This is a genomic window from Streptomyces sp. NPDC030799 (genome assembly GCF_055572255.1).
This window is the reverse complement of sequence record NZ_JBVIDS010000006.1, coordinates 520700-531339: the sequence shown is the minus strand read 5'-3', so window position 1 is coordinate 531339 and position 10640 is coordinate 520700. Positions and strand designations below refer to the sequence as shown.

The following is a 10640-nucleotide window of genomic DNA, read 5'->3' as shown; positions in this document are numbered from 1 at the left end:
GGGTCGGCGTAGACGGCCACGCTCGCGATCCCGGCGTCCCGGCAGGCCCGGGCCACGCGGACAGCGATTTCGCCACGGTTGGCGATGAGCACCTTGCGCACGATTGAGGCTCCCTCCTTGAAACAAGCCGAGTTTAGGGACTGCCGACACGGCACTTCGACCCGTCCCCAATGGTGAGCTTGCCCACACGGAGCGTAGTTCGAGGCTCGCTCGACCCGTGAAATCCCTTGTCGCGCCCGCGTACGCAGGACTCCTCCGGGAAACCCTAGCCCTGTCATGTGGTCAAGGTCTCTGTGAGAGCGTGCTGCGGCCCACTCAGTTTCTTTGTCGAGTCCCTACGAATGGCCCAATGATTCTTTGCTGGCGCGCAAACCCTTGTCCCTGGGTTTACCCGTTAGTAGCGTTCGCGATGGCTCGAACGTACCTGTGGTAACAAGTCGCTGGCTCGAGAGTGGGTGGGGACCGGTGGTGCGCAGACCGGTGGCATGGGTCGTGGCGGTCGTCCTCCTGGCGGAGGGCGTCTTCATTGCTGCGCTGAACTGGTTCCTCGGAATGGTGGTCGACCGCCAGGACATGTCCCTGGCGGGCCTCGACCCGTCGACGATGGCGACGTCCTCGAAGGTCGGCGGCGTCGTCTTCGGGCTCTACTTCGCGCTGTGCGCGCTGGTGGCCGTCCTGGTCGCGATCCGCGACCGCGCCCCCGCGGGCTTCGGCCGCGTCCTGCTGATCAGCGTGGCGGTCGTCCACGGCCTGCTGGGGGCCTTCGTCTGGGGCCTGGTCGGCTGGACGGCGTTCCTGTTCATGGTGGTCGTACTCGGCCTCGTCGTCCTGCTCCTGATGACGTACGACCGGGACGGCGGCCCGCGGCGGGATGTCTCCGGCGGTGGAGCGGGGCAGGACGGCGACCCGAAGACGGAGGCCGAGCCGGCCTCGGCCCCGGCTGCGGCCACGGGCCCGGCGTCCGTACCGGGGCCCCGTACGGACGCGCCGCAGGACGTGCACGACGGGCCCGGCGAGCCGCGGGACTCCGGGGCCGCCCGGATCACTCGTCCGGCGACCACAACTCCGTGATGCCCACGTGCAGTTCGGCCAGCAGCTTGCGCACCAGGGGCAGGCTGATGCCGATCACATTGCCGTGGTCGCCCTCGATGCCCTCGATGAACGGCGCCGAACGGCCGTCCAGGGTGAAGGCCCCGGCGACGTAGAGGGGCTCGCCGGACGCCACGTACGCCGCGATCTCCTCGTCGCTGGGTTCACCGAAACGGACGACGGTGGATGCGGTCCCGGACACGTACCGCTTGGCCGCCGTGTCCCAGATGCAGTGACCCGTCTGGAGGGTGCCCGCCCGCCCGCGCATCGCCTTCCAGCGGGCGGTCGCCTCCTCGGCGTCGGCGGGCTTGCCCAAGGCCTGCCCGTCCAGCTCCAGCACCGAGTCGCAGCCGATCACCAGGGCGCCCTGCACCTCCGGCTTCGCCGCCACGACCGAGGCCTTCGCCTCGGCCAGGGCGAGCGCCAGCTCCGCCGGGGTGGGCGCGGTGACGGCGTCCTCGTCGACGCCGCTGACGATCACCTCCGGTGAGAGACCGGCCTGCCTCAGGAGGCCCAGCCGGGCGGGGGAGGCGGAGGCGAGGATCAGGCGGCGGCGCGTAGACCTGCGGTCCGTAGCAGTCATGCGGTCAGGTTAGTCGCGGGGCGCCGGCCGGCTCACCTCAGGCCGATGACGACCATCGCCAGGATCATGGCCAAGGCCATCAGAAAGCCGAGCCGCCGAAGCATCGCCTGCGCTTCGCGCAGGTCCTTCGGCGGCTCGTTTTCCGGGTCTGACCAGAGCATTCGTCCAGCCTGCGGCCCGGTGGGGGGTGGGCGCCTGAGTATCGGTACTCAATTGGCGCGCCGTGTTGCCTCAGCTCGGCCAGTACGTGCGGGTCCAGGACGCCTGCCCCGGCTTGGGCAGGTGGGACGCCGCGATCCGTGCCGGGTCGGACCAGGCGTCCCTCGGGCCCTCCGCGCCGGGCGGCGTTGCCGCTGCCGCCGCGGCGCGGGCGCGGACCACCGCCAGGGCGGCGGCCAGCTCCTCCGGGGTCGGGTTGCCCCGTACGACTTTGATCGTCACAGCGGCTCCTTAGAGGGGGATGTTGCCGTGCTTCTTCGGAGGCAGGGATTCCCGCTTGGTGCGCAGCTGACGCAGGCCGCGGACGATGTGGGCACGGGTGTCGGACGGCATGATCACCGCGTCGATGTAACCGCGCTCGGCCGCGACGTAGGGGTTGAGGAGGGTGTCCTCGTACTCCTGGATCAGGCGGGCCCGGGTGCCCTCGACGTCCTCCGCCTCGGCGATGGTGCGGCGGTGCAGGATGTTGACCGCGCCCTGGGCGCCCATGACGGCGATCTGGGCGGTGGGCCAGGCCAGGTTGAGGTCGGCGCCGAGGTGCTTGGAGCCCATGACGTCGTACGCCCCGCCGAAGGCCTTGCGGGTGATGACGGTGATCAGCGGGACCGTGGCCTCCGCGTAGGCGTAGATCAGCTTGGCGCCGCGCCGGATGATGCCGGTGTGCTCCTGGTCGACGCCCGGCAGGAAGCCCGGCACGTCCACGAAGGTCAGCACCGGGATGTTGAAGGCGTCGCAGGTACGCACGAACCGGGCGGCCTTCTCGGACGCGTCGATGTCCAGGCAGCCGGCGAACTGCATGGGCTGGTTGGCGACGATGCCGACCGGGAAGCCCTCGACCCGCCCGAACCCGGTGAGGATGTTCGGCGCGAACAGGGACTGCGTCTCGAAGAACTCGCCGTCGTCCAGCACGTGTTCGATCACCGTGTGCATGTCGTACGGCTGGTTCGCGCTGTCGGGCACGACGGTGTCCAGCTCGCGGTCCTCGTCGCTGACGGCGAGGTCGGCCTCCTCGGGGAAGACCGGGGGCTCGGAGAGGTTGTTGGACGGCAGGTACGACAGCAGCTGCTTGACGTACTCGATGGCGTCCTTCTCGTCGCCGGCCATGTGATGGGCCACGCCGGAGGCCGTGTTGTGGGTCCTGGCCCCGCCCAGCTCCTCGAAGCCGACGTCCTCGCCGGTGACGGTCTTGATGACGTCCGGGCCGGTGATGAACATGTGCGAGGTCTGGTCGACCATGACCGTGAAGTCGGTGATGGCCGGGGAGTACACGGCTCCGCCGGCGCAGGGGCCGACGACCAGGCTGATCTGCGGGATGACGCCGCTGGCGTGGGTGTTGCGGCGGAAGATCTCGCCGTACGCGCCGAGGGAGGCGACGCCTTCCTGGATGCGGGCGCCGCCGGAGTCGTTGATGCCGATGACCGGGCAGCCGGTCTTCAGGGCGAAGTCCATGACCTTGACGATCTTCTGCCCGTAGACCTCGCCCAACGCGCCGCCGAAGACGGTGAAGTCCTGCGAGAACACCGCGACGGGGCGTCCGTCGACGGTGCCGTACCCGGTGACGACGCCGTCGCCGTACGGCCGGTTCTTCTCCAGTCCGAAGTTGCTGGACCGGTGCCGGGCGAACTCGTCCAGCTCGACGAACGACCCCTCGTCCAGCAGCAGCTCGATGCGCTCACGGGCCGTCAGTTTGCCCTTGGCGTGCTGCTTCTCGACGGCGCGTTCCGAGCCGGCGTGCGTCGCCTCGTGGATGCGGCGCTGGAGATCCGCCAGCTTGCCAGCGGTCGTGTGAATGTCGATCTCTTCCGGCTCGGACATCGGGATGCGGCTCCCTGCCTGCTCAAAAGGGGGGACGGTTACTCATCCGTAGAGTAGTGCTGGGCCTGTGGGTCGGCAGTGCGGCGTTTCCCACACCTAGGGTGACTTGCATGACGCCGCACAATGCATCAGACGACAGCCGCTGGTCCGACCTGGACCGTCCGCCCCTGAACGCCGCGGCACTGCGGCGTGCGCTGGTCCGGGAGGGAAGCCTGTACCGCGAGGTGGACGTGGTGCAGCGCACCGGCTCCACCAACTCCGACCTGGTCGCCCGGGCCGCCGCCGGGAAGGCAGGTGAGGGCGCGGTGCTGGTGGCGGAGGAGCAGACGGAGGGGAAGGGCCGTCTGGACCGCCGCTGGACGGCACCGCCGCGCTCGGGCCTGTTCTTCTCCGTGCTCCTGCGGCCCGTCGAGGTCCCGGTGGCGCGGTGGGGCTGGCTGCCGCTGCTCACCGGTGTCGCGGTGGCGGCGGGCCTGTCGCGGGGAGCGGGCGTGGATACGGCGCTGAAGTGGCCGAACGACCTGCTGGTGACCGTGGGCGGGGAGGAGCGCAAGGCCGGCGGCATCCTCGCGGAGCGGGCCGGTGAGGGCGGTGTGGTCATCGGTGTCGGCATCAACGTCACGCTGCGGGCGGAGGAACTGCCGGTGCCGCAGGCGGGGTCGCTGGCGCTGGCCGGGGCGGCGGGCACGGACCGGGATCCGCTGCTGCGGGCGGTGCTGCGGTCGCTGGAGGAGTGGTACGGGCGGTGGCGGGGTGCCGGGGGTGATCCCACGCTGAGTGGTCTTCAGGAGGCCTACGCGGCGGGGTGCGCGACGCTGGGGCGCACCGTGCGGGCCGAGCTGCCCGGAGAGCGGTCGATCGTGGGCGAGGCGGTGGCGATCGACGGGGACGGACGGCTGGTCATCGCGACGGAGACGGGTGTACGGGAGCCTGTGGGGGCGGGGGACATCGTGCATCTGCGTCCCGCGTAGGTCCGTGCCGGCCGGGGGGTCGCGCCGCGGCCGGCTGCAGCTCCCCGGGGGCGCGGGGAACTGCGCGACCAGCCACGACCGCCCCGCACTCCGCGACGGCGATGACTCCCCCGGACCTCTCCGGCACAGCACAGAGGCAAACGGCACCTACCCGGTACCGAGCACATCCCCCCGGCCGAACCCAACTGAGTGAGCTGGCGCACACCTGCCGTAGAGTTGAGGCCGGTCGAAACGTGACCGCGGCAGATCGGAAGGGCAGCAGGCGTGACCGTCGACGACACGGGCTCCGGCGCGGGCGCGGACGCCGCCGACCCCGGCGAGGATCCGCTGGCCCTGCGCCTCGAACAGCTCATCCTGGGCGCCGAGCGCCGCTACACCCCGTTCCAGGCGGCCCGTAGCGCCGGCGTCTCCATGGAGCTGGCGTCACGGTTCTGGCGGGCCATGGGCTTCGCCGACATCGGCCAGGCCAAGGCGCTCACCGAGGCCGACGTACTGGCCCTGCGCCGCCTCGCCGGTCTGGTCGAGGCGGGGCTGCTCAGCGAGGCCATGGCGGTGCAGGTGGCCCGGTCCACCGGGCAGACCACCGCCCGGTTGGCCGAGTGGCAGATGGATTCCTTCCTGGAGGGCCTGACCGAGCCGCCCGAGCCCGGAATGACCCGTACCGAGGTGACGTACCCGATCGTCGAGCTGCTCCTGCCCGAGCTGGAGGAGTTCCTGGTCTACGTCTGGCGCCGGCAACTCGCCGCCTCGGCCGGACGGGTCGTGCAGTCGGCGGACGACGAGGAGATGGTCGACCGGCGGCTCGCCGTCGGCTTCGCCGACCTCGTGGGGTTCACCCGGCTGACCCGCCGGATGGAGGAGGAGGAGCTGGGTGAGCTGGTCGAGGCGTTCGAGACGACCGCCGCCGACCTGGTGGCCGCGCGCGGCGGCCGGCTGATCAAGACCCTCGGCGACGAGGTGCTGTACGCGGCGGACGACGCCGGTATCGCCGCGGACATCGCGCTGCGGCTGGTCGAGACGCTGGCGAACGACGAGACGATGCCGGAGCTCCGGGTCGGCATGGCGTTCGGCACGGTCACCACCCGTATGGGTGATGTCTTCGGTACGACGGTGAATCTGGCCTCCCGGCTGACCTCGATAGCCCCGCGGGACGCCGTCCTGGTGGACAGCGCCTTCGCGGAGGAACTGATCCGCTCCGGCGAGGCGCCCGTCTCCGAGGCGGAGGCGGCGGAGGCCGCGGCGGCCGCCGAGAAGGAGGGCGAGGAGCCGCCGGTGTACCGCTTCGCGCTCCAGCCGATGTGGCAGCGCCCGGTCCGCGGGCTCGGCGTGGTCGAGCCCTGGCTGCTCACCCGCCGCGACGGCCAGTCGTAGACCTCTCGCCCCCTCGGTCCACGCACAGGCCGAGCACCGGCACGCACAGTCCGTCCGTACCCGGGTCCGCCGTGCTGCGGCTGGGTGCGGGGCTGGGCGGTGCGGTCCGGGAGGCGGTCGGGGCAGGTGGCTGGGCGGAGGGCGTCGCCCGGGGCTGCGACGGGGTGCCGCGGGTGGCGGCCGGTCCGCCGGCGGTGGTGCCCGGTGCGGCGGTGCTGCCGTGCGGCGCCGCGGGCGTGTACGGGCCGGGACGGGCGCCGGCCGGACGGGCGGCCGTCGGCGGGAGGCTCCGGCCGCCCATGACGGAGGTCGCCGAGGGCAGCGCGGTGGGGGCGGCGGCGACCGTGACGGCGGTGTTCGCCGCGGGGTCCGTGGCGCCGCCGTCCGCGTCGGGGCGGGGCCCGGCCTCGGTCGTGCCCGGGACGTCGGCGCCCGAGTCCGGCGCGACCCGGACCAGGCTGAGCACACCCGCGACCAGGGCGAGTCCGCCGGCGGCGAGCAGTACTTTGCGGGGGCGCGGCTTGCGGTGCCGTCCGCGTCGCACGGCGGGCGCGCCGACCGGCTCGCCGTGCGCCTGTGGCTCCCGCCGCTGCTCCGGTTCCGTTTCCGTACGGGACTGTGCACGTATCGGTGACATGGTTCCCCTCCCCGCCGCCCGCCCCGGCGTGCCGTGGCGGACGCACGCTATGCGTTCCTGTGGGCGATGTGGGGTGAGACGGCCGGGATGTCACTCGAACGGGCGTAGCCCCCTGGGCTTTTCCGCGGCCGGGTCCGGCTGCGATGATCGGGCCGACAGTGGTTAACCCGCGTTAACACGTGAGCCGGAGGATGTCATGAGCGAGGAGCGGTTCGGGGAGTTCGTGCTGGTACGGCGGCACGGGTTCGTCGCGGAGCTGGTGCTGGACCGGCCCAAGGCCATGAACGCCGTCTCGACGGAGATGGCCCGCTCCCTCGCCGCCGCGTGCACGGCGCTGGCCGCCGACCGGGACGCGCGGGTGGTGGTGCTGACCTCGTCCCATGAGCGGGCGTTCTGCGTAGGGGCGGACCTGAAGGAGCGGAACTCCTTCAGCGACGCCGATCTGCTGCGGCAGCGGCCGGTGGCGCGCGGGGCGTACACCGGGGTGCTGGAGCTGCCGATGCCGACGATCGCCGCGGTGCACGGGTTCGCGTTGGGCGGGGGGTTCGAACTGGCCCTGTCCTGCGATCTGATCGTGGCCGACCGTACGGCGGTGGTGGGGCTGCCGGAGGTGTCCGTGGGCGTGATTCCCGGCGGCGGCGGTACGCAGTTGCTGCCGCGGCGGGTCGGGGCGGCGCGTGCGGCGGAGCTGGTTTTCTCGGCGCGGCGGGTGGAGGCGGCGGAGGCGGTCGAACTGGGGCTGGTCGACCAGGTCGTGGACGCCGGGCGCGATCGGGAGGAGGCCCTCGCGCTGGCCGCGCGCATCGCCGGTAACTCGCCGGTCGGGCTACGGGCCGCCAAGCGGGCGCTGCGGCTGGGGCACGGCCTGGATCTGCGGGCGGGGCTGGAGGTCGAGGACGCGGCGTGGCGTTCTGTGGCGTTCTCCGGTGACCGGGCGGAGGGAGTGGCGGCGTTCAACGAGAAGCGCAAGCCGCAGTGGCCGGGGGAGTAGGCGGGGCTGTGCCCGTAAGGGGCGCGGGGCCGTGTTCGACCGGCGGCTGCGCCGCGTGGGCGCGAGCGGCCGCAACGGACCCGAGCCCCTCGCACCGCAGGGCTCACCACCTGTTCGCCCCACCCATGTCCCGCAACCCCCAAATCCTCCCTAATCTGGAGTAATGGGCGAGGACAGGCGGCTGGCCGCAGTCGTGGCGCTGGCGCAGGGGATGGCGGCGGCCCACACTCCGCGGGACTCGTGGCATGCCGCAGCGCTCGGCGCGTGCCGAGCGCTGGACGGCGGCTTCGCTGCGCTGTCGGTGTGGGAGCGGGAGCTCGGCCGCCTGCGCGTCCTCGTGAACGTGGGGGACCGGCGCCCGGACGAGGAGGAGTTCCCCGAGTCCGAGGCCTACCCGGTGCACCAGTTCCCGGAGATCACCGAGTTCCTGCACGAGCGGTGGGCCGGCGGGGGCGGACCCAACGCCTGGGTGGAGACCGCCGAGGGAACCGCCGCCGGCACTCCCGGCTATTTCCATCAGCGCGTCGCCGCCCTGCGCCGCAGAGGCCGCGGCTGCTGTGTCGTCGCGCCGGTGGTGCTGCATGGCAGGGCCTGGGGCGAGTTGTACGTCGCCCGTCCCGTCGACGCCCCTGTGTTCGACCGGGCCGACGCCGACTTCGCCACCGTGCTGGCCGCCGTCGTCGCCGCCGGGCTCGCGCAGACCGAGCGGCTGGAGGAGGCCCGCCGGCTCGCGTACACCGACGCCCTCACCGGACTCGCCAACCGCCGCGCCGTGGACGTACGCCTGGAGGAAGCCGTCGAGCGGCACCGTACGGAGGGTGCGGCCGTCAGCCTCGTCGTCTGTGATCTCAACGGGCTGAAGCGGGTCAACGACACCCTCGGGCACGCCGTCGGCGACCGGCTCCTGGAGCGCTTCGGCTCGGTGCTGTCGCTGTGCGGGGCGATGGTGCCGGGTGCGCTCGTGGCACGGCTCGGCGGGGACGAGTTCTGTCTGCTGGCGGTCGGGCCGCCCGCCGACGACGTGGTCAAGGCCGCCGACGAACTGTGCAGGAGGGCGGCGGAGTTGGAGCCCGGGGAGGGCGTGGCGTGCGGGATCGCCTCGACCGAGGACCCGATCGGGGAGGTGCACGACGCCCGGCGGCTGTTCCGGCTCGCCGACGCCGCCCAGTACCGGGCCAAGGCGCTGGGTGTCGACCGGCCGGTGGTCGCGGGGCGCGAGGGGCCTCAGGATCCGGTCGTACGGCTGGCGGACGAGCCGCCGCCCTCGCAGGGCGAGCGGCGCCGGTTCCGGGGACGCCGGCCGTGAGGCGAAGCCCACACGGATCGGTAAGGGGTGCCCCTGTTCCCCACTAGTGACATCCCCGCATTCAATGCGTACGCTCCTGAATATGGATATGCACACTGTGGTGGTGGGGACGTCCGGTGTCACGGCGTCCGACGTTCTCGCCGTGGCGCGCGGCGGTGCCCGCATCGAGCTGTCGGCGGAGGCGGTGGCGGCCCTGGCGGCGGCCCGCGAGATCGTGGACGCGCTGGCGGCCAAGCCGGACCCGGTCTACGGCGTCTCCACCGGCTTCGGAGCCCTGGCGACCCGGCACATCAGCCAGGAACTGCGCGCCCAGCTGCAGCGCAACATCGTCCGCTCGCACGCCGCCGGCATGGGGCCGAGGGTGGAGCGTGAGGTCGTACGGGCCCTGATGTTCCTGCGGCTGAAGACCGTCTGCTCCGGGCACACCGGCGTGCGGCCCGAGGTCGCGCAGACCATGGCCGACGTGCTGAACGCCGGGATCACCCCGGTGGTGCACGAGTACGGCTCCCTCGGCTGCTCCGGTGACCTGGCCCCGCTGTCCCACTGCGCCCTGACCCTGATGGGCGAGGGGGAGGCGGAGGGCCCCGACGGCACGGTCCGCCCCGCGGGCGAGCTGCTCGCCGAGCACGGGATCCAGCCCGTCGAGCTGCGCGAGAAGGAAGGGCTCGCCCTTCTCAACGGCACCGACGGCATGCTCGGCATGCTGATCATGGCCCTCGCCGACCTCGACACCCTCTACAAGTCCGCCGACGTCACCGCCGCCCTCAGCCTGGAGGCGCTGCTCGGGACGGACAAGGTGCTCGCACCGGAGCTGCACGCCATCCGGCCGCACCCCGGGCAGGGCGCCTCCGCCGCCAACATGCTCGCCGTGCTCAAGGGCTCCCAGCTCACCGGGCACCACCAGGACGACGCGCCCCGCGTCCAGGACGCCTACTCGGTGCGCTGCGCCCCGCAGGTCGCCGGTGCCGGACGCGACACCATGGCGCACGCCCGGCTGGTCGCCGAGCGCGAGCTGGCCTCCGCCGTCGACAACCCGGTCGTGCTGCCCGACGGCCGCGTGGAGTCCAACGGCAACTTCCACGGCGCCCCGGTCGCCTACGTCCTGGACTTCCTCGCCGTCGCCGCCGCCGACCTCGGCTCCATCGCCGAGCGCCGCACCGACCGGCTGCTGGACAAGAACCGCAGCCACGGGCTGCCGCCGTTCCTCGCCGACGACGCGGGCGTCGACTCCGGGCTGATGATCGCCCAGTACACGCAGGCCGCCCTGGTGAGTGAGATGAAGCGGCTGGCCGTACCGGCCTCCGCGGACTCCATCCCGTCCTCCGCCATGCAGGAGGACCACGTCTCCATGGGCTGGTCGGCCGCGCGCAAGCTGCGCACCGCCGTCGGCAACCTCACCCGGATCATCGCCATCGAGCTGTACGCCGCCACCCGCGCCATCGAGCTGCGCGAGGGCCTCACCCCGGCGCCGGCCTCCCAGGCCGTCATCGAGGCCGTGCGCGCCGCCGGTGTGCAGGGCCCGGGCCCCGACCGGTTCCTGGCGCCCGACCTGGCCGCCGCCGACGCGTTCGTACGCGGCGGGCACCTCGTCGCCGCGGTGGAGGCCGTCACCGGCCCGCTGCAGTAACGTCCCGGCAGGACGACAGGGGCCCCGCCGC

Annotated in this window: 11 protein-coding genes and 1 pseudogene; 6 read left to right on the top strand and 6 right to left on the bottom strand. The window is 72.7% G+C overall.

Going from position 1 to position 10640, the window contains the following annotated elements:
• The coding region (locus ACZ41I_RS18525) for a biotin carboxylase N-terminal domain-containing protein (protein ID WP_158786612.1) at nt 1-101 on the bottom strand (101 nt) is incomplete at its 3' end.
• A 364-nt stretch (nt 102-465) separates the two neighbouring features.
• On the opposite strand from ACZ41I_RS18525, the pseudogene ACZ41I_RS18520 reads away from it, so the two are divergent.
• Nucleotides 466-957 (top strand): annotated as a pseudogene (locus ACZ41I_RS18520) (hypothetical protein); the annotation flags it as partial.
• A gap of 85 nt (nt 958-1042) precedes the next feature.
• On the opposite strand, the gene ACZ41I_RS18515 reads toward ACZ41I_RS18520, so the two are convergent.
• The 4 genes from ACZ41I_RS18515 to ACZ41I_RS18500 all read right to left on the bottom strand — a co-directional run bounded on the left by ACZ41I_RS18515 (nt 1043) and on the right by ACZ41I_RS18500 (nt 3706).
• The gene (locus ACZ41I_RS18515; RefSeq protein WP_363219873.1) at nt 1043-1672 is read right to left on the bottom strand and encodes a Maf family protein; all 630 of its coding nucleotides are present in this window, start codon (nt 1670-1672) and stop codon (nt 1043-1045) included.
• A 32-nt stretch (nt 1673-1704) separates the two neighbouring features.
• Nucleotides 1705-1833 carry a morphogenic membrane protein MmpB gene (gene mmpB / locus ACZ41I_RS18510; RefSeq protein WP_363219872.1) on the bottom strand — a complete coding sequence of 43 codons (129 nt, stop codon included), beginning with the start codon at nt 1831-1833 and terminating at the stop codon, nt 1705-1707.
• A gap of 70 nt (nt 1834-1903) precedes the next feature.
• Nucleotides 1904-2113, bottom strand: coding sequence for an acyl-CoA carboxylase epsilon subunit (locus ACZ41I_RS18505; protein WP_363219871.1), 210 nt, complete (start codon nt 2111-2113; stop codon nt 1904-1906).
• Between the two features lie 9 nt (nt 2114-2122).
• Complete coding sequence (locus tag ACZ41I_RS18500) at nt 2123-3706, bottom strand: acyl-CoA carboxylase subunit beta (RefSeq protein ID WP_363219870.1); 1584 nt, start codon at nt 3704-3706, stop codon at nt 2123-2125.
• A 110-nt stretch (nt 3707-3816) separates the two neighbouring features.
• Between ACZ41I_RS18500 and ACZ41I_RS18495 the strand changes: the two genes are divergently transcribed.
• Together ACZ41I_RS18495 and ACZ41I_RS18490 are read left to right on the top strand one after the other, a co-directional pair.
• Entirely contained in the window at nt 3817-4677 is an 861-nt protein-coding gene (locus ACZ41I_RS18495; RefSeq protein WP_363219868.1) for a biotin--[acetyl-CoA-carboxylase] ligase, read from the top strand.
• A gap of 264 nt (nt 4678-4941) precedes the next feature.
• A complete protein-coding gene (locus ACZ41I_RS18490) occupies nt 4942-6048 on the top strand; it encodes an adenylate/guanylate cyclase domain-containing protein (protein WP_363219867.1) in 1107 nt (368 codons plus the stop codon).
• On the opposite strand, the gene ACZ41I_RS18485 is transcribed toward ACZ41I_RS18490, so the two are convergent.
• Nucleotides 6023-6685 carry a hypothetical protein gene (locus tag ACZ41I_RS18485; RefSeq protein ID WP_468514586.1) on the bottom strand — a complete coding sequence of 221 codons (663 nt, stop codon included), beginning with the start codon at nt 6683-6685 and terminating at the stop codon, nt 6023-6025. The genes ACZ41I_RS18490 and ACZ41I_RS18485 overlap by 26 nt on opposite strands.
• A gap of 196 nt (nt 6686-6881) precedes the next feature.
• Between ACZ41I_RS18485 and ACZ41I_RS18480 the strand changes: the two genes are divergently transcribed.
• The 3 genes from ACZ41I_RS18480 (at nt 6882) to hutH (ending at nt 10609) form a co-directional block, all read left to right on the top strand.
• Complete coding sequence (locus ACZ41I_RS18480) at nt 6882-7676, top strand: enoyl-CoA hydratase/isomerase family protein (RefSeq protein WP_363219865.1); 795 nt, start codon at nt 6882-6884, stop codon at nt 7674-7676.
• Nucleotides 7677-7839: 163 nt separating this feature from the next.
• Nucleotides 7840-8982 carry a GGDEF domain-containing protein gene (locus ACZ41I_RS18475; protein WP_468514585.1) on the top strand — a complete coding sequence of 381 codons (1143 nt, stop codon included), beginning with the start codon at nt 7840-7842 and terminating at the stop codon, nt 8980-8982.
• A gap of 88 nt (nt 8983-9070) precedes the next feature.
• On the top strand, nt 9071-10609 hold the full coding sequence (gene hutH / locus ACZ41I_RS18470; protein ID WP_399764837.1) for a histidine ammonia-lyase: 1539 nt from the start codon (nt 9071-9073) through the stop codon (nt 10607-10609).
• Nucleotides 10610-10640 lie beyond the last annotated feature (31 nt).

Coding starts and splice junctions, on each gene's coding strand:
- ACZ41I_RS18495 (WP_363219868.1), top strand. CDS start 3,817: ATGACGCCGCACAATGCATCAGACGACAGCCGCTGGTCCGACCTGGAC.
- ACZ41I_RS18515 (WP_363219873.1), bottom strand. CDS start 1,672: ATGACTGCTACGGACCGCAGGTCTACGCGCCGCCGCCTGATCCTCGCC.
- ACZ41I_RS18500 (WP_363219870.1), bottom strand. CDS start 3,706: ATGTCCGAGCCGGAAGAGATCGACATTCACACGACCGCTGGCAAGCTG.
- mmpB (WP_363219872.1), bottom strand. CDS start 1,833: ATGCTCTGGTCAGACCCGGAAAACGAGCCGCCGAAGGACCTGCGCGAA.
- ACZ41I_RS18485 (WP_468514586.1), bottom strand. CDS start 6,685: ATGTCACCGATACGTGCACAGTCCCGTACGGAAACGGAACCGGAGCAG.
- ACZ41I_RS18475 (WP_468514585.1), top strand. CDS start 7,840: ATGGGCGAGGACAGGCGGCTGGCCGCAGTCGTGGCGCTGGCGCAGGGG.
- hutH (WP_399764837.1), top strand. CDS start 9,071: ATGCACACTGTGGTGGTGGGGACGTCCGGTGTCACGGCGTCCGACGTT.
- ACZ41I_RS18480 (WP_363219865.1), top strand. CDS start 6,882: ATGAGCGAGGAGCGGTTCGGGGAGTTCGTGCTGGTACGGCGGCACGGG.